Below are 21,740 nucleotides of genomic sequence, written 5' to 3' on the forward strand. Positions count from 1 at the left end.
TGAGAACGATTGTTGCTTTAATAAGTATAAGCTATGGCCAATAGGATAAAACTGGTAAAAGGAGATATTACAAAGATTGAGGTTGATGCCATCGTAAACGCCGCTAACAGTAGCCTGTTGGGCGGCGGGGGAGTGGATGGTGCTATCCACCGGGCAGGTGGCAAAGCAATTTTAGAAGAATGCATTGCTATACGCAATAAACAAGGCGGTTGCCAAACCGGCGAAGCCGTGATAACCACCGGCGGTAGCCTGGATGCCAAGTATGTGATCCATACCGTAGGCCCGGTTTGGAATAAGGTAAAAACCAAGCTTAGTATGCTTTTAGCCAATTGCTATCAAAATAGTTTGCAATTAGCGGTTGAGCATCAGGTTAAAACCATCGCCTTTCCTAACATCAGTACGGGTATTTATCGGTATCCTAAAAATAAAGCTGCAACAGTGGCTGTAAATACCGTTAAAGATTTTTTAGAAGCCCATGATACGATTGAGCAGGTAATTTTTGTTTGTTTTGATGATGAGAATTATGAGATCTACCAGGCTTTGCTGGGTGGGGATAATGATGTGTTGTTAAGTTGTTGATAGCTAATGCGAAATTTGTTATTGCGAGTTGCCCACCAGGCTGTCACGGGAAAAACAGGAATGACGGGTTTAGCGCACCAATAATGGGTGTCATGCTAAGCCTATCGAAGCACGGTGCGGTGGCCTCTGCAAGCGAATACCGTTGTTGTTGTTCTTAACAGACCAAGATCTTATAATGGAGCTATCTTAAGTTGTTGATTATCAGTTTGTTTTTTTTTACTCCGAAAATCAGTATTCTTGATTTAAATCATCGGCCCGCTCAAACGCCGCGGGAAGGGCTTTGTTCTTTTTGTCTTGACACAAAAAGAACCAAAAAAGTCAAGACTGCCCGATCCTTCCGCCCACAGGCCAGCTCCCGGCCCGGCGTGCAGTCGGGGCCTTTGCCCGCTTTTGCCTGTGCACCAAAAAACCTACGTGTTTCAAACGTTATCCCTGTTTTTTCCCGGCTGGTTGGATCGGATACTCAGTTTTAGCGCACCAATAGTGGGTGTCATGCTGAGTATCCCACCGGGCGTCGCTCCGGAAAAAACAGGGATGACGTTTTTTCAATAAAGATAGTTATGCTGAAAAAGTTGCATTTTGCAAAAAAACAAGGCAAGCTACATAACCCGTTCACGCTTTGGCGCCGTTAAGAGCCCGCTGTTGAGTTTGGGACTGTCACTCTTTGAAAAAAACATTATCGGGAACTATTCTGACCGGAAGAGTTTACCATGCTTTTAAGCTTAAATATTCTTTAGAGTGACCGAGCTTGCCTAGTTTTTATAATTATAAGAACATGAGCAAAAATAGCAAAAAAAAGAAGCGTGCCACCGCTGGGCAGACCGCAAAAAAAATGGAACGGTTTGAATTGTTAAATCCTCATTCAGCAGGCATAGATATCGGCAGCATGCTGATGGTAGTATCTTATACCGACCGTGAAGGGATGATCAATTTGCGTGAATTTGACAGCTTTACAAGCAGTTTGTATGAGTTAGCGGAATTGCTGCAAAAAGAAGGCATTGAAAAGGTAGTCATGGAGGCAACCGGTCCTTATTGGGAATCACTTTACAACATTTTGGAAAAGCATGGCATGGAGATGTTCCTTGTCAATCCAAGTCATTACCGGAATGTATCGGCTCAGAAAACGGATATCAACGATGCACAGTGGCTGCATCAGTTGCTGGCCCATGGCCTGATACGCAATTCTCACATAGCGCCTGAACTTTACCGGGAGTTAAGGCAATATCTTCATGAAAGAGAAATATACCAAAACTATAAGAGCGATAGCCTTAACCGAATGCAGAAAACACTGACGTTGATGAATATTAAGTTTCAGCATTTAATCAGCGATGTGGAGGGAGTAGCAGGTATGAAGCTTTTACGGGCGATCAGTTCAGGAATATGCGATGGGCAAACCTTGCTGGCTCGCATTGATGTAACAAAATTAAAGGCCAGCCCGGAGGATCTGCTTAGCTCGCTACAGGGAGAATATAAGCAACATTATATTCATATTCTATCCATCACGCTTAAAAGCTATGATTTTTTTAAGGAGCAAATGCAGGTTTATGAAAGTCATATTGAACATACCCTAAAGGAGCTTCTTGCTTGTAAGGGCGAAGCGCCAACAGTTATCCAACAGAAAACAAAAAAGGTAAGAAAGAACCAGTACAGCTTTAATCTGAAAGATTATTTATTGGGAATTTTGGGAGTAGACCTTACCGAGGTAGAGGGTCTGGATGAAATAGGGCTTTTAACTATTCTTGCAGTAACGGGAACGAATATGAAAAAATGGCCTACGGCAGAACATTTTGTGAGTTGGTTAAATCTATCACCGAGGCCCAAAATATCGGGAGGCAAAATAATAGGGTATGAAAGACGTAACAACAATAATCCTGCAACACAAGCATTCCGGTTGGCGGCGCATTGTTTATGGCAAAGCAAAGGTCCGATGGGGCAGCAGTACAGAAGATTAGCATCGACAAAAGGGAGCAAAAAAGCGATCAAAGCTATCGCCCGCAAGCTGGCAGTGATTTTTTATCACATGGTACTTAATAAACAAGCATTTGATGCCACCCGGATACAGCCAGACATAGAACAGCAAAAGGCAAGAAAAATAGCACGTCTGCAAAAAGATGCAGCTAAACTCGGTATGATCGTTCAAAAAGCAGCCTGATAGTCAATAACTTACATGGACGTCATTATAAGCTTGTCGAAGCACTGTGCGGTGGCCTCTGCGAGCGAATACCGTTGTTGTTTTGTTCTTTACAGACCAAGATCTTATAATGAAGTCTATGCAAGTATCTGGTAACAATCGTTCTAAATCAATCCAACAATCGACAGTCTTAATTTACAGCATCGGCCCGCTCAACCACAGGGGGCAAAATAAGAACGCCACGCCGTATTATTTAAGATTCAGTTTAGAAAAAAAATCCCATAAAATAATGCCTGCAGATACAACGATGTTAAAAGAGTGTTTGGTGCCAAACTGAGGTATTTCAATACAGCCGTCAATTTGTTCCATCACCTCGTCGGCAACGCCGTTTACTTCGTTACCAAAAATTAAAGCATATTTTTCGCCCGGTATGGGTTCAAATTGATTCAGCATGGTGCTATCCACCGCCTGTTCAATAGCGATGATCAGATACCCATCCACCCGCAGTTGATGAATGGCATCCAGGGTTGATGGATAATGCTTCCAGTTAACCGATTGGGTTGCGCCGAGCGCGGTTTTTTCTATCTCGCGGTTGGGGGGCAGCCCGGTTATCCCGCAAAGGCAAATCTGCTCAACGGCAAAGGCATCGGATGTACGAAAAATGGAGCCTACATTATGCAAGCTCCTTACGTTATCCAATACCACCGCAACGGGCAGTTTATCCTGTGCCTTAAATTCGTCTACGCTTGCGCGGTTCAGTTCGTCTAATTTTAGTTTACGCATGAACTATTTGGTGACCGCTTCCTCGTGTAATTCACCCACGCCATTGCCAATTAACGAGCTGTAAACCGATGGGGCGTAACCTATTTTAGCAGTATAATATTCGGTTAATCCTTGGGTAAAGCTGTCAAGGCTATCTTTTTTAACCAAAGCAATAGCACATCCGCCAAAGCCGGCTCCTGTCATCCTTGCGCCCGTTACGTTTTTATCCGTAGCCGCATATTCAACTACGGCATCCAGTTCGGCGCCGCTTACTTCATAAAGGTTCTTCAGAGAATCGTGCGAGGCATACATCAGGCGGCCAAACTCTTTCAGGTTATTACCAGCCAGTGCTTTTGCTGCCAACTTTACGCGCTCGTTTTCGGCAACAACATGCGTGGCGCGGTTAAGTACGGTGGCATCGGTAATTAGGTGTTTATGTAAGTCAAATGTCTGTACATCAATCTCGCACAGGTTGTTGATATCCAATTCTAATTGCAATTTTTTTAATGCAGTTTGGCATTCCTTTACACGTTCGTTGTACTTTGATTCGGCCAGCTTGCGGGGTTTATTGGTATTGATAATAGCCAGCAGGTAGTCGCCCAGGTTGCAGTCTACCGCTTCGTAATCCAGGGTATCGCAGTCCAGCATCAGGGCTTTGTTTTCCTCGCCAAATGCAACAGCAAACTGGTCCATAATACCGCTGTTTACGCCAATAAATTCATTCTCCACTTTTTTGGCCATCAATACCAGTTCCAACTTGCTGAAACCGCCTTTGAACAGCTCGTTGAAAGCAAAAGCTGTTACAACTTCGATAGAAGCAGAAGAAGATAAGCCCGACCCGATTGGAATATCGCCGTAATATAACATATCCAGCCCTTGTAACGGTTGACTGCCCTTTACAAAATAATGGATTACGCCGAGCGGATAATTAAACCAGCTATCACCATTTTTTTGATAAGAGTTTTGAATAGGTATTTCCAGCGTTTCGTTAAAATTAACACTCTTAAAGCGAAAAACCTGATCGTCATTAGGCGCCGTTAGCATGTATGTGCCCAGGGTAATAGCGCAGGGCATTACAAGGCCGCCATTGTAATCAATATGCTCGCCGATGAGGTTAACCCGGCCGGGAGAAAAAAATGTGTGCTGAGCTTCTTTATGATACAGTTTCTGAAACTCTTGGTGTAAGTTATTTTTCATGTATTAATCGGTTAGCAATGAAGCCGGATGATAGGTTGGATCTGTTATCTGGCATTCACGAAATCCAAATATCTCTAATTTTTTTTAATATTGTCATATTTACACTAACTATTCCTGATTTTTAAATAAAAAGACGCTTGCAGCTTATGTGGATAGCTTTTTGTAAACTTGTAGAGCAGTAAAACTTAATGATGATGAACCAATATTTAGTAATTGCTTATGACTTTACCGACGATGGCGCTTTAGAGCGCCGCATGGCTGTGCGCCCCGCCCATCTGGAAGGCACCCGGCAGTTGCGCCAAACAGGCAACTATATTTTAGGAGGGGCTATTTTGGATGATCATGGCCGTATGATAGGATCAACCATGGTGCTGCAATTTGACAGCGACGGACAATTAGAAGCCTGGAAAAAACAGGAACCCTATATCACGCAACATATATGGGAAAAAATAGAAATCAGACCGTTTAAAGTGGCCGGTGCTATATAAAAACGCCATTGCCGGTTAAGGCAATGGCGCAAACTATAACTTGGGTTGGTTATAATTTAACCTTATCTGCACATAGATACGTATGGAAAACGCGTTTGGTTTTCTGAAACGGAAAAAAAAGTTTTTTTATTTCGATGGTTTGGTATTTTACGCCGTTAAGCCAACTCTTCGCAATGATATCCTTGTTGTGTAATCAGGTTAGTGATATCGTTATGCGTTAAGTATTTTGATACCACACGTAGCACACAGTCTACATCATCCAGGTCAATATTCCATTGCAATACCAAAGGATGTTTATCTAAGGATTTTCTGATCTGCAATTTATCGGCTTTTGTTTTAACATCGGTTTTAAAAATCAAAACCTCCTGTATATTAACTTGAGTTGTATGCTCGGGAGTTTTTAAGTTTGGGCTTAAAATGCTAAAAGGGTACAAAGCGGGGAATAATAAACGAGGCTTTTCCATCATATTGATTTTGTTTACACAAATAAATCATACGCTCATGACAACCCTATGTCAACAGTGTTTAAAAACCTGCACAAATATTTTATCGCGCAGCGTATCAACTGGCATCAATCTTATTAGAATCGAGTCGCTAAATATAAAGCGCTTTCAGGACGATGGCAGTAGCTGCTACGTGAATTTTGTTGTATTGTATATTTACCTGAGCCTGTGCATAGTTGCCCGGCGGTGAATGATTTCTTAATGTAAAGTTAATATTGAGATTTTGATTACTAAACACCGCCTGCCGTATTTTGTAGTTATGATTGATGTGGAGAATATGCCCCTTGTAGTGACGTTGGATAGGTTTGAAAGCATATTTAAAGATCACTACACTCCCTTGTTTCATTACGTTAACTCTATTGTAAGGGATGAGGATCAATCAAAGGATGTTATTTCTGATCTGTTTTTAAATCTTTGGCAGCAACGCGAAAGCCTGCAGATCAATCATATCAAACCCTACCTTTTTCGTGCTGCTCGCAATGGCGCATTAAAGGCTGTTAGGGTGAAGAACCAAACCATTCAGATCCCCGACGATCTTTTTAATACCCCCACCGATTCTTACAACCCCTTTGAATGGTTTGCCGCAAAGCAATCTACCAAAATTGTGGAGGCGCTGATCAATAAACTATCAGCTAAACGTAAGGAGATGCTTGAGCTGCGATTAATAGGGCTAAAAAATCACGAAATTGCCAAAGTACTGGAAGTACCCGAAAAAACCGTGGAATATAACATGCGCGAAGCCATTGAGCAGTTAACGCATGCAGTTAACCACAGTAACTTAGATAAAGCTACCATCGCCGGCGGTTTACTATTGGTTACCATCATCTTCTCGTTAACATAGCCTTTTACCATTAATATTGATTTTAAAGCCCAAAAAGCAGGATTAATTCCTGCTTTTTTCATTTGGTATCTGTTAACAAAAAGTTAACGCATACTTAATCATTTCTTTTGGTGGAAAATCTGCTTTAGCGCTCTTTAAGTAAAATTAAACAGCGTGAACTGGGAGATACTATTAAAATACATTAACAAAGAAGAGAGCGATGCCGAGGACAGGCAGGTAGAAGAATGGCTGAACGAACAAAAGGAAAACAGCCATGTATTGGAATACCTGCAAAAGCGAAAACAGCAACTGCAACAGCCATTAAAGCAAAGTGATATCCACCAGCAATGGGTAATTCTGCTCGATCGTATTTTCGAATCAAAACCGGAGGAAGAGCAGAGCCGCCCTTTTAAATTATACAGCTTAATTGGTATTGCCGCCAGTATATTATTGGTGAGCGTGTTAGGTTGGTTTTACCTTCAACAAGGTAAAAGTAGCGCTGATAAGCAAATATTTACCTTGCAAACTCCGGCTAACAGCCGTGGTAGGCTTACCCTGCCTGATGGTACCCTGGTGTATATGGGCCCAGCCTCAAAAATTACTTACGACGGTGCTTTCGGCTCAGATAAACGGGTATTGCATTTATCGGGCGAAGCTTTTTTTGATGTAAAGCATATTGCAAAAAAGCCTTTTGTTATTTACACCGAAAACCAGCTGGCTGTAACCGTACTGGGAACATCGTTTAATGTTTACTCGCATAAAAATCACAATATCGAGGTTAAGGTAGCAACCGGGTTAGTTGGCATAACTGCTAATCATCAAACTAAATTTTTAAGGGCTGGCGAACAGCTCAATTACCAGGCCGGTAACGGCCGCATGGTTACCGCCGCAGTTGATTATAAAGACGCCGCCGCCCTGCAAAACGAAACCCTGTTTTTTAAGAATGATGGCGCGGTCGGCATAGCCGCAAAGTTGAGCCGCTGGTATAATATTGATGTTGAAGTTTTGCCTTCGGCCGCCAGGCATCCCCGCTTTAGCGGCGAGATGAAAGATACCGGAATTAATAACCTGATGAAGGGTTTATGCTATGCAACCGGCCTGCAATATCGTTACAAAGATCCCCACACCATACTATTATTTTAAACACCAATATGAAATACACCAGACTTTTACTTTATTCAAAAGCCTTGTTTCTTTTTTTGCTGATGATCTTATTATCGGCGCGGCTCAGGGCGCAAGGTAGCAATCAGCTTAATTTTAATAAAAAGCAATTAAGCCTGCAGTTAATAGTTGACAAGCTGAAAAGCAGTTACAAGGTAGCATTTGATGCCGATGTAAATATGGCCAAAACCATAACCTGCCTTCAGAAACCATCACGTTTGATCAGTTAGCATCGGCATTGCAGCAGCAGGCCGGCATAGGTATTAAAAATATCAATGGTAACCTGGTTATCAAAAAGTTGCAGGTTTTAACTATCGGCGGAACGGTTACATCCGCAGACGACCAATTACCTTTAACGGGCATAACCATTACCGATAACGGTAAAAAGTTTTTAGGTACCACAGATGTTAAGGGTAAGTTTTTGATACAGGTACCGGCGGGCTCGGTTGCTAGTTTTTCCATGATAGGGTATGATACCCAGAAAAAAACTTTCGATAAAAACGAAACCGCCATCAGTATTGTACTCAAGCCATCCAATACCGCCCTTAACGAAGTAGTTGTAACGGCTTTAGGTATCAAGCGCGAAGAAAAAGCGCTGGGATACGCAGCTACAGTAGTAAAGGGTGAGCAAATAGCCGAAACCATGCCCAGCAACTGGACGGAAGCACTGGAAGGCAAGGTTGCAGGTTTGAACCTGGTACGCTCAAACGGTGGGCCTACCGGATCGAACAAAATTATTTTGCGCGGCGAAAATAACCTGACCGGCGATAATGAAGCGCTAATAGTAGTTGACGGTGTTGTAATTAACAACGGAAGCGGAAAGCGTACCGGTATCAGCGGCGAAACCGTATATGGCACCGGCAGCGATAACATGCCTGCCGATTATGGGAGCAGCATCAACGATATTAACCCTGAAGATATTGAAAGCATCACGGTGCTTAAAGGCCCTGGCGCGGCTGCATTATACGGCCAGCGCGGTGCCAACGGTGCGGTAATTATCACCACCAAATCGGGCACGGCTAAAAAGAAAGGCATCGGCATCACCATTAACTCTAACGCGAGCGTGGAGCAGGTTAACCGCTGGCCCGATTTTCAATACGAATATGGGCAGGGCACCGGCGGCGCCAATTATTACTCTTACGGTACCGGCCCTGATGGCGCAAGTACCAGCGGAACAAGCTCGGCTTATGGGCCCAAGTTTGATGGCCAGATGTTTTATCAGTTCGACCCGGTAACCCAAACCCGTTCAACAACGAGAACCCCCTGGGTGGCCTATCCTGATAAAATTCACGAATTTTTTAATACCGGTAATACACGCACCAACTCTATCAGTGTTGATGGCGGGTCGGATAAAACAACCGCCCGGTTTTCGGCTACCAATGTTGCCAATAACTGGATTGTACCCAACACCGGGTACGGGCGTAATTCCGTTGCCTTGTCAGTCAATTCAAAAATCAATGATAAGCTTACGGTTAGCTCTAAAATAAACTATCAAAACAAATTCAGCGATAATTTGCCCGGTGCAGGTTATGGTAATCAGTCGTTAATGTATTGGTTTATTTTCTGGCAGCCAAGTGCTGATCTGGACTGGTTGAAAAATTACTGGCAAAACGGACAAACACAACGCAAGATTGAATATCCTTTCAGCTCTTTTCCGGAAAATCCGTATGCCATTTCGTACGAGTTTCTTAATAAATCAAACCGTAATGCAGTTACGGGTAATGTTCAGGCAACTTACAGCATCACCAAAGAACTGAGTTTACAGTTAAGAACATCGTTGGATATGGGTTACGAACACCGTGAGCAGGATCGCCCTTTTGATGCCGGTACCAAATACCCTAAAGGATCGTTCCGTACACAAAATATTTACTCGCAGGAAGCCAGTGCCGACTTTTTGCTCAGGTATAATAAAAAGTTTAAAGATGTGGGCGTAACCGCCACAGCCGGCGGGAGCATGTTGAAAAACACCTTCAGGGAAGATGAAAACAGAGCCGACTCGTTAATTTATCCCGGCATCTATACTGTGGCTAACGCGGCAGGTGTACTGGTGGCAGTACCTTATAGCAGCCAATACGCCATTAACAGCTTTTACGGGTTATTATCTACCAGTTACAAAAATTATCTGTACTTAGATTTTACCGGTCGCCAGGATTGGAACAGCGTACTGGCTACACCCGAGCGGACCGATAAGGTAGGTTTCTTTTACCCATCGGCAAGTGCCAGTTTTATACTTTCGGACGCCTTTAAATTGCCAAAGCAAATTAACTACGCCAAGGTGCGGTTTTCGGCATCAAGCGTAGGTAGTGGCGGAATAACACCATACCGTACTTCTTTCACGTACGATAAAGCGGGTAGCACCTATACGGGCGGTTTGCAATACCCTACAACCTTATCGGATGTTAACTTGGAGCCGCTCCGAACCGTCACCTACGAGCTGGGTAGCGAGGCGCGTTTATTGAATAACCGCTTAGGATTTGATCTTGCAGTTTACACTGGGGATACCAAAAATCAAATTCTTAATCGTATTGTAGATAACTCTTCGGGTGTTGGAAAAGCTGTTGTTAACGTAGGCGAAGTAGCTAACAAAGGCATTGAGCTATCGATAAACGGCAGCCCCATCAGTACCAAAAAGTTTACCTGGATGGTTAACTATACCTTCTCGGCCAACCGCAATAAAATCTTAAAACTGTCAGACAGTACATTTGTGCTGCAAACCGGCCCCGTGGCGCAAGGGCAATTGGTGGCCAAGGTTGGCGGCAGCATGGGCGATTTATACGGTACCGGTTACCTGCGGTCGCCGGATGGGCAGGTGGTATTCAATGCCGATCCCAACGTTCAGGCCGTCGGTACAGCGCTAACAACGTCTACCCCGGTGTATTTAGGCAATACCCAGCCCAAATGGAAAATGGGTATCAGCAACGATTTCAGGTACAAACAATTCCACTTCAATATTTTATTCGATGCCCAATATGGCGCAGTAGCTTATTCGCTAACGGCTTATAAACTGGCTGAGCAGGGCAAAACAACCAATACCTTGCCTGGCCGGTACAGCGGTATCATCGGGAATGGCGTAGTAAAAAATGCTGACGGAAGTTATCGCAAAAACGATATTGTAGCTACCGATATCGATCAGTATTACCAGCACGCCTACGGGTCGTACAATGCCGAAGGGGCCACTTACAGCACCAACTTTATTAAGTTGCGCGAGGCCAGGCTTGATTATACGCTGCCCATAAAATTGACTACCCGCTTGGGCTTGCAACGCGCTACCGTAGGGGTATACGGTCGCGATTTATTTATCTGGACCAAATGGCCAGGATTCGACCCCGAATTTGGTACCCTTAACGGATCGGATATTACCCAAGGCTTTGAAGTAGGGCAGTTTCCATCTACCAGGACATTGGGCGCTAACCTGATTATTACATTCTAATCCAAACGATAGCAATGAAAAAGAATATCTATAAAATTGTTTGTACCATTATGCTGCTTGCATCGGTACAGCCATCCTGCAAAAAAAACTTCCAGGAAATCAATACTAACCCCAATACCTCGCCCGATGCCTTGCCCCAGCAATTGCTGGCACCTGCATTGGTTAATACGGTAACCGTTAATATGCTGCGCGCACGTACCATTAGTAACGAGTTAATGCAAACTACCGTGAGCCAAACCGATGGCGAAGGCGCGGTGTTCAGGTATGATATCAGGCCTAACCAGGCAGATTATACATGGAACAACTGGTACCAGCAGTTGAGCAACTTTAAAGACATTTATACCATAGCCAACCAGCCGGTAAATTTCAGTAAAGGCTATCAGGGTATCTCGTTAATATGCCAGTCGTGGGTGTATTCTTTAATCACAGATACTTATGGTGATGTACCTTATTTTCAGTCCAACAAAGCCCGGGACGGTGTTTTTGAGCCCGCGTTTGACAGGCAGAAGGATATTTACCTGGATATATTTAAGCAACTGGAGGCGGCCAATACACTGCTTACCGGTGCGGCAAACGTGGTTGCTTCCAGCGACCCGGTATTTAACGGCAATGCTGCCCAGTGGCGCAAATTTGGCAACTCTTTATATTTAAGATTATTGATGCGCTTATCTGGCAAGGCCGAAGTATCTGCCGATGTGATTGCCAAAATTAAGGATATGATAGATGTTAACGCGGCTAACTACCCCATCATGACGAGCAATACCGATGCCGCCGTTTTGCGCTGGACAGGTACCGGTTACCTTACATCGCCTTTTATCAATAACGTAAGGGAGCAGGATTGGAGGGCACCCGCCATGGCCTCGTTTTTTATAGATAACTTAACCAAGTGGACCGATCCGCGTTTATACACGCAGTTTAACGGCGCTGCGGGTGGGGTATGGTCAATAGCCACGGTAAGCGGTAGTTTTGTTGGAGTGCCAAGCGGTTACGCCGCGGGTACATCGCCCACTACCAAATCTTACTTCTACTCAACCGCTAACGGGCCGGGCGGCAAAAGTTATGAGAGCGAGCCTTTATCGGGCAATATTATGAACTATGCCGAACTGCAGTTTTTACTGGCCGAAGCAGCCGCTAAAGGGTATATAAGCACAGGCACCGCGCAGCAATATTACGATAACGGCGTGCAAAACGCCATTACCTTTTGGCTGCCCACTTATTTTACCGCGCCGGTAACCCTGGCTTCTTACGAAACCGCTGCCGATATCGCCTGGAACGATTCCCTTCCGCTTGATACTAAAATGGAAATGATCCATGTACAGAAATACTATGCCATGTTCTGGACCGATTTTCAGCAATGGTTTGAGTACCGCCGCACGGGCCACCCGGTATTGCCTAAGGGGCCTGGTTTAATTAATGGCGGTGTAATGCCGGCACGCTTAAACTACCCGGTTTATGTACAATCGGCCAACCCAACCAATTATAAGGCGGCAGTTGCCATCCAGGGGGCGGATGTTATCAGTACACAGGTTTGGTGGCAAAGGCCTTAATCGCTTAATGGTGTAATAATGATCATGATAAGATTTAAAAAAATGAAAAAGATAATATTTTACGCGTTTATGCTGCTTGCCCCGGCCGCCGTATGGACGGGATGCCAGAAGGGGAATAATTACCCGGGCGGGCAAATTAGCCCTGTGATGCCTATTATGGATGTTAAAAGTATTTATAAGGGCACCGACGTTACGCTTGATACCAAAAACATGGCCGGCTCGCACCAGGTGTCGGGTATCGTTATCTCCGATTTTTCGGCCGGTAACATGCCTGCCTGGTTATTGGTATTGCAGGATCACCGCCGTTTATCAAAATATCAGGGTATCGCCATATCGCTCGGCACCGAAGCGGCCAAATACACTTCCGGAGATTCGGTAACCATTGAAGTTGCCGGTGGCGTTTTAAAAAGAATGAACGGTATATTGCAGATCACCAATTTGCCGGCGGGCTCCGTTACAAAAATTGCAAGTGGAAGAGCTGCAGGCATCACCCAGGCTACAACAACTGCGGTGCTGAAAGATCCTGCCTTCTACGAGAGTACGCTGGTAGCTATCGTAAAAGGTAGTTTTGATCCGCTCCCCGTAGCTACCGATCAATTTTCGGGCGATAAAGTTCTTACCGATGGGTATGATAATCTAACGTTTCATACCGAAGCCACCGCCACTTTTGCCAGTAACGTGCCACCAATTAACGCCAATTATTACGCTATAGTTTTTAATACTGTAGGTGCCAATGGCTCGCTAACCCCACAGTTGCGGGTACGCACCCTGGCTGATATTAATGTATTGGGCTCGTCTATCGCCCCCCTTATTGTGAGTGGCTTTATTAATGATGTTTCGGGGACCGATGGTAATTACGAGTATATCCAATTGCTGGCCACCCGTGATATCAATTTTGCCGAAACACCTTTTGCCGTAGTAGTTTGCAATAACGCGGGTGCCTCAACTCCGGTTGGTTTCCCAACTAACGGATGGGCTACCGGCGGCGGATCTGTTACCCCGGCAACTACCTTTAAGACTTTTAAATTTAACCTGACCAGCGGTACGGCTAAAAAGGGAACTTTTGTTTATGTTGGCGGCGCCGCTAAAACCATTAACGGGCCCAGTTCAACAAGTATAGCATCATCCAACTGGATCAGGTCGTTTAACTATACCACACAGGATGGTGATGGCTTTGGTACCCGTAATGGCGGCTTTTTTGCCAATAGCGGCAACGCGTTCGGTATGGCTGTATTTAGCGGCACCAACGTAACCAAAGATACCGAGCCCATTGATGTGTTGTTTGTATCTACAGGCGGCTCACTTTATTCGGCAGGACCACCGGTTGTAGGCTACAAAATTACCACTACCGATTTTTATGATACCGTAAACCCCATCACGCTGCAATCGCAGCCGTATTACAGGCAGGGATCAAACACCGTGGCCCTTTCGTATACTACGCCTGCTGATGCCGGTTTCTTTTATAAGCTGGGCGGGGTATACAACGCGCGTTTAGGCAAATGGATAAAAGCCCGTAGCCAGCAAACCATCATTTTAACTAAAACCTCAACCCTTACCGAAATTGAGGGCGAGTTTCCGGCAGGTTCGGGCATTGTGCCGACGGCCCTTAAGGATTAAAGATGGGTAAGGTGCTTATTATTAATGGAATATGTAAAAAAAAGCGGCGGCCCGCGCGATTCCTCTCTCGAGAGGGGCGGAGGGGTGTGTACTAAGCAAGCGATAAGCAAAGCAGCAAAGTTCGTCGCGCGGCCAAACACACCCCCTGCCATCGCACACGGCCCAACCCGCCCCCTCTCAAGAGGGGAGCCTTGAAAAAAGCGGCGGCCTCTATTGGGAGGCGCGGAGGTGTGTGCTATGCGAGCGATTGTAAAGCTGATAAGCGACCCCATTAGTTAACTAAACAACGATTACACTTAAGTATAAGCTGTATTGTAACTTTATAAATATTAAGCCATTAAAAACAGGTAACGCGCGATAGCGTGTTACCTGTTAATTGTATGATTTACCCATCATTATGCCATGAAAAAGTTTTTCTGTATCGTATTATTATCGGCGGCGGTTAGTATGGCCGCTATGGCCCAAAACCAGGCAATAATTAAACCGGGCCTGGCAACGCAAGCCCTGCCGCAGCCATTTTTATTTTCGGTAAATACATTAACCGCAAGTTCGCCGGCCTGGGCCCTCCATTATTCGGGCAGTTATGGCGAACGCACCTCAGGGCCATTTGGCTATGATGGCGTGGATCAGCAATTTGCTGTTAAAGGGTATCTGGGTAACCGTTTTACGCTGTATGCCAACGCGGCCTTAGGTTTTGCACGCAATGGCAGTGTCAATTCTTCCCAACAAGCCGAGGTAATCCGCGATTTTATTGGCGGCCAACAGGCAACAGGCCCGCGTTTTGGTTTGGGTTTTGGCGTTAACCGCGATTTTACCAATGTAGCGGCTATTTTTAGCCGGGTAACTGCCTATTTTGAAGCCGCCTCCTGGCGTATTGGCGGTAACCTCCGTTTCGAGAAAGCCTTTAGCAGCAGCCGTGATGATATTGATTTGATCACCAGTCTGGGTTTTCACCACCGCATAGCCGGTAATTTATACGCAGGTATTGAAGCGGTAGGAGAGGACCTGGAAGGCTTTTGGGACAAGGAGGAGGCCGAGGGCGGCGCCAAACTTTTACTTGGCCCCTCTGTAAGTATGGCCCCGGCTAATTCAAGGTTTTCGTTTACTGTTAGCGGCGGCCCGGTATTTTATGCAACCCATAGCCAGGTAATGGCATCAGAAGCGATAAGAGACATTGGCACCATAGGCACGCAAAACGGTTATACCATACGCGCAATGTTAACATTCAGTTTACCCCGGTAATTTATTTTTGCAGATCAATCAACAATATTAACTTTTAATATGATGAGTAACTTTTTAATTCGCCCCCTGATGTTCATTGCCGCCGGGATAGGCTTGCTTGCCGGTTTAAACGGTAAAGCCCAGGTGCCTGGCAAAATAAAGCAAACCAACCAGGTGCTGTTACCCAACGGATGGATGTTAAGCCCTGCCGGGCGGTCGTTACCCTTGGGCGATCTGCCCTTAAATATCCAGCTAAGCCGCTCGGGCAAACTGCTCGCTGTTACCAACAACGGGCAAAGTACGCAATCGGTTCAGTTGATCGATCCTAAGCGCGAAAAGGTGCTCGACGAGAAGGAGCTGGCTAAAGCCTGGTACGGCCTGGCCTTCAGCAACGACGAAAAAAATCTGTACGTATCCGGCGGAAACGATAATATCATTTTAGATTTCGATGTTAAAAACAGCCGGTTAAATGATCCCGATACCATCAGGTTAGGCCTGCCCTGGCCCGCCGGTAAAATATGCCCCACCGGCATCGCCGTAACCAAAGATAAAAGCAGGTTATATACCGTAACTAAAGAGGATAGCAGCGTTTATATCATCGACCTGCAAAAACGCGCCATCATCAACAAGGTGAAGCTGGCCGATATCGCCTACAGCTGCGTGCTGTCTCCTGACGAGCAAACACTCTATGTTTCGTTATGGGGAAGCGACGAAGTTGTGGCCCTTAATACTGCCGCGCAAACCGTAGCTGCCACTATTAAAACTGGCAATCATCCAAACGAGTTGCTGTTGAATAAAAAGGGGACAACCCTGTATGTGGCTAATGCCAATGATAACTCTGTTTCGGTAATTAATACCGCCTCAAACCAGGTGATCGAGACGATATCAACCGTGCTTTATCCAACCGCCTTAACCGGTTCAACCACAAACGGGCTGGCCTTGAGTGATAACGAAAAAACTTTGTACATAGCCAATGCCGATAACAATTGTTTGGCTGTGTTTGATGTATCGGTACCTGCAAACAGCAAAAGCCAGGGCTTTATACCGGTTGGCTGGTACCCCACCAATGTAAAGGTGCTCGGTCAAAAAATACTGGTAAGTAATGGCAAGGGCGTTACCTCTATGGCTAACCCGAAAGGGCCTCAGCCTGTTTTAAAGACAGATAACAGCGGTTACCAAAAGGGCAGCACCGCCAATAACAGGCTGCAATATATAGCCGGTTTGTTTAAAGGTACGCTCTCTGTAATTGATGCGCCTAATGATGATCAACTGAAAAGCTATACCAAGCAGGTATACGCCAATACACCGTTCAATAATAAAAAAGTAGCCCAGGCCGATGGCGAAGAGGGTAACCCCATTCCGCGCAAGCCGGGCGAAAAATCGCCCATTAAGCATGTGTTTTATATCATCAAAGAAAACCGCACCTACGACCAGGTTTTGGGCGATATGCCAAAAGGCAACGGCGACCCGTCCTTATGTATTTTTGGTAACGACATTACGCCCAACCACCATGCCCTGGCCAACGAGTTTGTGCTGGTGGATAATTTTTATGTAGATGCCGAGGTTAGCGCCGATGGCCATAACTGGAGCACGGCTGCTTACGCTACCGATGTGGTTGAAAAAACCTGGCCCACCAGTTATGGGAGCCGTGGCGGCAGTACCAGCTTTGAAGGCGGCAGAAAGGCCACTTACCCGCGCGACGGTTTTATCTGGGATTATTGTAAACGCGCCGGGGTTAGCTACCGCACTTATGGCGAGTTTGGCGACTACGGCAAAGCCAACATCAAAACCCTGCAAGGCCATATTTGCGCCCAATCGCCGGGATTTGACCTGGATATTAAAGACCAGGTGCGGGTTGATGCCTGGGAGCATGACTTTGATTCGTTGGCCAGGGCCAATGCGGTGCCCCAGCTCAGCACTATCCGTATTTCTAACGACCATACCAGCGGGCAAAAGAAGGGTAAAATTGCGCCTATCGCAGCGGTAGCTGATAACGACCTGGCTATTGGCCGCCTGATAGCGCATTTATCCAAAAGCCCCATCTGGAAAGAGTCGGTTGTATTTATCCTGGAAGACGATGCTCAAAACGGCCCCGACCATGTGGACGCGCACCGCTCGCCGGTATTTGTTGCCGGGCCGTACGTTAAACGGAACGCCGTGGTGCACAGCATGTACTCAACATCGGGCGTGCTGCGCACCATCGAACTGATACTGGGTTTACCGCCCATGAGCCAGTACGATGCCGCCGCGCTACCCCTTTACGAATGCTTTACCAATAAAATAGATTTAACCAACTATCAATGTAAACCTGCGCAGGTTGATTTGAACTTGCGTAACGTAGCCAAAAACAAGAGCAGCATGCGGTCGGAACAGTTCAACTTTAAAAAAGAAGACGCCGCGCCCGACCTGGCCCTGAACGAGGTGATCTGGAAATCGGTAAAGGGCGAAGATTCGGTAATGCCCGCCCCTAAACGGAGCGCGTTTGTGATACTGGAGAAGAAAAAGAAGGATGACGACGATTAAGGGGGGAGTCAAGAGTCAAGACTCAAGAGTCAAGAGCCAGGAGTCAGATCCAGAATCCTGGAATCAAGATTCAGAACTCGCGGCTCAAGACTCCCGGCTCATGACTCTTGACTCAGAACTCAAGACTCCCGACTCAGAACTCAAGACTCCCGGCTCAGAACTCCCGACTCAGAACTCCCGACTCAACTCAAACAAAATATTCAAATTCAAAAATGGAATCACGGAGAGATTTTTTAAAAAAGGCGGCATTGCTAACCGGCGGCGCGGCCATAATGGGTACCCTGCCGCCTGCTATTCAAAAGGCATTGGCCATCAATCCCGAGATGGGCAGTACCTATCTGGATGCCGAACATATTGTGATCCTGATGCAGGAGAACCGCTCCTTTGATCATTGCTTCGGTACCTTGCAGGGGGTGCGCGGTTATAACGATCCGCGGGCCATCCACCTGCCCGACCAAAAACCCGTGTGGCTGCAAACCGATGCTACCGGGAATACCTATTCGCCCTTCAGGCTGGATATCAAAGATACCAAAGTTACCTGGATGGGATCGTTGCCGCACTCCAGGGCGAGCCAGGTAGATGCCAATAATTTGGGCAAGTATGACCAATGGCTCACCGCTAAACGATCCGGGAACGTCAATTACGCGGATATGATGCCCTTAACTATGGGCTACTATACCCGGGAAGACTTGCCCTTTAATTATGGCATGGCCGATGCCTTTACCGTATGCGACCAGAACTTCTGTTCGGCCATGACGAGCACCACGCCCAACCGTTCCTTTTTTTGGACAGGTAAAATAACGCATGAACAGGATGGTTTACCCAAGGCCAACATCCGGAATAACGATTTTAGCTTTGGCGATATGCCCTGGGAAACCTTCCCCGAGCTGCTCGAACAAAACAATATCTCCTGGAATTTTTACCAGAACGACCTGAGCTGCGGCGGTGGGTTTGAAAAAGAGGAGAGGGCCTGGCTGGCCAATTTTGGCTGCAACTTATTGGAGTTTTTTAAAGCCTATAATGTGAAGTTTTCCGACAGGTATATCAAAAACCTGCAAAAACAGGTTCAGGACTTACCGGGACAAATTGACAAGTTACAGGAAAGGACGCCATCAGACGCCGATAAAGCCATAAAAGTACGTGAGAGCATCAAAAAGAAACAGCAGGTGCTGGATAACGCCCATAGCGAGTTGGCTAAATGGAACCGGGAGAGCTACGCCAAATTATCCGACTATGAAAAGAAGCTTTATAACCGCGCCTTCGTCATCAATTCGGGCGACCCGGATTTTCGGAGCATTACCGAACTGACTTATGCAGATAATGGCCAGCAGCGCAAGGTAACCGTACCCAAGGGGGATTTACTACACCAGTTCAGGGAGGATGTAAACAAGGGGAAACTGCCAACGGTATCCTGGCTGGCCGGGCCCGAAAATTTTTCTGACCACCCTACCGCGCCCTGGTATGGCGCCTGGTATGTTTCGGAAGTTTTAGACATCCTGACCAAAAACCCGGAGGTATGGAAGAAAACCATATTCATTGTAACGTACGACGAGAATGACGGCTACTTTGACCATGTTCCTCCGTTCTCCATCCCCGATGCCAAAATACCCGGTACAGGAAAATGTTCCGCCGGAATAGAAACCGAGATTGAGCACGTGCGTTTAGAGAACGAAATTAAACAGGGCGTACCAAAAAACCAGGCACGCGAAGGGGCCATAGGCTTAGGCTTCAGGGTACCGATGATGATCGCCTCGCCCTGGAGCAGGGGCGGCAAAGTATGTTCTGAAGTTTTCGATCATACCTCTACCTTGCAGTTTTTAGAAACCTTTGTCAATAAAAAGTTTGGCAAAAACATCAAGCTGAACAACATCAGCCAATGGCGCCGTACCATTTGCGGCGATTTGACCTCGGTATTCAGCCCGTATAACGGCACCCAGCTCGAAAAAATACCTTTTTTGGACAGGGATAAAAATGTAGAGACCATTTATAACGCTAAGTTTAAGCAGGAGCCTTCATCCTTTAAAAAGCTCAGCGACGATGAAATTAACCGCATCAGCGCCAATCCGTCGTTGATAGCCTTGCAGGAAAAAGGGGTCCGCACGGCTTGCCCATTGCCTTATGAGCTATATACCCATGGCGCATTAAGCGACGATAAAAAAAGCTTTGAAATAAAGCTGGCCGCGGGCAATACCGTTTTTGGAAAAAATGCCGCGGGTTCGCCATTTACGGTTTGCGTGCCGGTTAAATTTAACGACGATATCAGCAAGGATGAACTTGCCCGGAACTGGTATTTTGCTGTGGCCGCAGGCGATCAGTTAACCTATCAGTGGCCGCTTAAAGCTTTTGAAAACAAGTTGTATCACCTGCGTGTAAATGGCCCCAACGGCTTTTACCGCGAATTTAAGGGCGATGTAAATAATGCCCCCGTGAAGATACAATGTACTTACGAAAAGAATAAGTTGAATGCCGCCAGGCTTACCGGTAATATCATCATCAATATTAAAAACAATGATAGCCGGGCGCAAACTATCCTGATTAGCGATAATGCCTATAAAGCCGCAGAAGTGATTAAGGTAGTACCTGCCAACAGTACGGCTGATGTTGTTTTGGAACTATCCAAAAACTATAACTGGTACGATATCAGCATAAGGCTAAAGGATAATAAAACATTTGAAGAACGGTATGCAGGTCATGTTGAAACCGGGTTGGATACTAAAACCGATCCGTTTATGGGTGGCTTGGTATAATATTTAAAACAAACAGGAATAAAATTTAAGATCAAACTTATGAGCAATCGTCGCGGATTTATTAAGTCGGGAATTATCGGTGTGGCAGGCATCAACTTACTGCCTGCTGTTAACTCCTTTGCAAAAGCTATCGATCACGATCAATTATTAGTGGCCGGAGGGAAATTTAAACTGCGTTTTGCCCTGGTTTCTGACGGGCATTACGGGCAACCCGGAACTGAGTATGATGCGTTTTATACCCGCATGGTTGATTGGATGAACAAAGAACATCAAAACAGTCAACTGGACTTTGTGATTGTTAACGGCGACCTGGTACACAATCGCCCCGACCTGTTAGGTAAGGTTAAAGAAACCTACCTGGATAAACTGCCTGTGCCTTACTATACCATCCCCGGCAATCATGATTTTGCCGATGGAGCGATATGGAAGCGTGTTTTTGGCTATGATGATAAATACACGGTTGATAAAGGCGAAATTGGTTTTGTATTTGCCAATACCGCTAATACCAAAGGTGAATACGTTTGCCCGGATTATGATTTTTTAAAGCGCTCGCTTGATGCCTTTAAAAGCAAAAGTATGGTGTTTGTGATATTGCACATAGCGCCGCACCAGTGGCTGCCCGAAGAAAAAAACATATTTTTAGATTGCCCCCAGATAGTTGAATTGCTGCATGCTTACCCTAACGTGAAGGCCGCTTTTCACGGGCACGACCATTCGCTCGACGGCGTGCGCTATACCGGTAAATTGCCTCACCTGTTCGATTCTCACTTTGGCGGTAACTGGGGCACCGAATACAAAGGCTACAGGATAGTTGAAGTGGGTAATGATAACCAAATTTATACCTACCAGGTTAACGCCAGCCAAAACCCGATGTTGAACAGCAATAAGTTATAGTGTTAATGAGTCTTGAGTTCTGAGCCGGGAGTCCGTAGAAGCGAATTCCCAGGCTGATGGTTGGCTACATCATTTAGAAGTGATGTTAGGCGCTTGTATAAAATGAAAGGTCCCTCAAGG

At 45.8% G+C, this 21,740-nt stretch carries 16 protein-coding genes; 13 read left to right on the forward strand and 3 right to left on the reverse strand.

Going from position 1 to position 21,740, the window contains the following annotated elements; genetic code table 11:
- Positions 1-33: 33 nt before the first annotated feature.
- Together MUCPA_RS24195 and MUCPA_RS24200 are read left to right on the forward strand one after the other, a co-directional pair.
- Entirely contained in the window at positions 34-579 is a 546-nt protein-coding gene (locus tag MUCPA_RS24195) for an O-acetyl-ADP-ribose deacetylase (protein ID WP_008509970.1), read from the forward strand.
- An 832-nt stretch (positions 580-1,411) separates the two neighbouring features.
- On the forward strand, positions 1,412-2,731 hold the full coding sequence (locus tag MUCPA_RS24200) for an IS110 family RNA-guided transposase (protein ID WP_008508775.1): 1,320 nt from the start codon (positions 1,412-1,414) through the stop codon (positions 2,729-2,731).
- A gap of 228 nt (positions 2,732-2,959) precedes the next feature.
- On the opposite strand, the gene MUCPA_RS24205 is transcribed toward MUCPA_RS24200, so the two are convergent.
- Positions 2,960-3,493 (reverse strand): RNA methyltransferase, encoded by a 534-nt coding sequence (locus MUCPA_RS24205; protein WP_008509972.1) that lies wholly within the window; start codon positions 3,491-3,493, stop codon positions 2,960-2,962.
- 3 nt (positions 3,494-3,496) lie between these two features.
- Entirely contained in the window at positions 3,497-4,669 is a 1,173-nt protein-coding gene (locus tag MUCPA_RS24210) for a galactokinase (protein ID WP_008509974.1), read from the reverse strand.
- 188 nt (positions 4,670-4,857) lie between these two features.
- On the opposite strand from MUCPA_RS24210, the gene MUCPA_RS24215 reads away from it, so the two are divergent.
- Positions 4,858-5,157 (forward strand): YciI family protein, encoded by a 300-nt coding sequence (locus tag MUCPA_RS24215; protein ID WP_217220330.1) that lies wholly within the window; start codon positions 4,858-4,860, stop codon positions 5,155-5,157.
- 155 nt (positions 5,158-5,312) lie between these two features.
- Here the strand turns inward: MUCPA_RS24215 and MUCPA_RS24220 are convergent, their stop codons facing one another.
- Positions 5,313-5,624, reverse strand: coding sequence for a hypothetical protein (locus tag MUCPA_RS24220; protein ID WP_008509979.1), 312 nt, complete (start codon positions 5,622-5,624; stop codon positions 5,313-5,315).
- Between the two features lie 259 nt (positions 5,625-5,883).
- Between MUCPA_RS24220 and MUCPA_RS24230 the strand changes: the two genes are divergently transcribed.
- The 10 genes from MUCPA_RS24230 to MUCPA_RS24275 all read left to right on the forward strand — a co-directional run bounded on the left by MUCPA_RS24230 (position 5,884) and on the right by MUCPA_RS24275 (position 21,620).
- On the forward strand, positions 5,884-6,501 hold the full coding sequence (locus tag MUCPA_RS24230; protein WP_008509982.1) for an RNA polymerase sigma factor: 618 nt from the start codon (positions 5,884-5,886) through the stop codon (positions 6,499-6,501).
- Between the two features lie 153 nt (positions 6,502-6,654).
- Complete coding sequence (locus tag MUCPA_RS24235) at positions 6,655-7,623, forward strand: FecR family protein (RefSeq protein ID WP_008509984.1); 969 nt, start codon at positions 6,655-6,657, stop codon at positions 7,621-7,623.
- An 8-nt stretch (positions 7,624-7,631) separates the two neighbouring features.
- Positions 7,632-7,871: a hypothetical protein gene (locus MUCPA_RS24240; RefSeq protein WP_008509987.1), complete on the forward strand. Its 240-nt coding sequence runs from the start codon at positions 7,632-7,634 to the stop codon at positions 7,869-7,871.
- Between the two features lie 8 nt (positions 7,872-7,879).
- Positions 7,880-11,071, forward strand: coding sequence for a SusC/RagA family TonB-linked outer membrane protein (locus MUCPA_RS24245; protein WP_008509989.1), 3,192 nt, complete (start codon positions 7,880-7,882; stop codon positions 11,069-11,071).
- A 14-nt stretch (positions 11,072-11,085) separates the two neighbouring features.
- A complete protein-coding gene (locus MUCPA_RS24250; RefSeq protein ID WP_008509991.1) occupies positions 11,086-12,618 on the forward strand; it encodes a SusD/RagB family nutrient-binding outer membrane lipoprotein in 1,533 nt (510 codons plus the stop codon).
- A gap of 42 nt (positions 12,619-12,660) precedes the next feature.
- Positions 12,661-14,235, forward strand: coding sequence for a DUF5689 domain-containing protein (locus tag MUCPA_RS24255; RefSeq protein ID WP_008509993.1), 1,575 nt, complete (start codon positions 12,661-12,663; stop codon positions 14,233-14,235).
- 402 nt (positions 14,236-14,637) lie between these two features.
- Positions 14,638-15,477, forward strand: a complete 840-nt coding sequence (locus MUCPA_RS24260) for a hypothetical protein (protein WP_008509994.1) — start codon at positions 14,638-14,640, stop codon at positions 15,475-15,477.
- A 39-nt stretch (positions 15,478-15,516) separates the two neighbouring features.
- The gene (locus MUCPA_RS24265; RefSeq protein ID WP_233276787.1) at positions 15,517-17,979 is read left to right on the forward strand and encodes a bifunctional YncE family protein/alkaline phosphatase family protein; all 2,463 of its coding nucleotides are present in this window, start codon (positions 15,517-15,519) and stop codon (positions 17,977-17,979) included.
- 212 nt (positions 17,980-18,191) lie between these two features.
- On the forward strand, positions 18,192-20,726 hold the full coding sequence (locus MUCPA_RS24270; RefSeq protein ID WP_008509996.1) for a phosphocholine-specific phospholipase C: 2,535 nt from the start codon (positions 18,192-18,194) through the stop codon (positions 20,724-20,726).
- A 39-nt stretch (positions 20,727-20,765) separates the two neighbouring features.
- Positions 20,766-21,620 (forward strand): metallophosphoesterase family protein, encoded by an 855-nt coding sequence (locus MUCPA_RS24275; protein WP_008509997.1) that lies wholly within the window; start codon positions 20,766-20,768, stop codon positions 21,618-21,620.
- Positions 21,621-21,740 lie beyond the last annotated feature (120 nt).

Origin of the sequence: Mucilaginibacter paludis DSM 18603 (genome assembly GCF_000166195.2) — a bacterium.
Taxonomy (GTDB): Bacteria; Bacteroidota; Bacteroidia; order Sphingobacteriales; family Sphingobacteriaceae; genus Mucilaginibacter; species Mucilaginibacter paludis.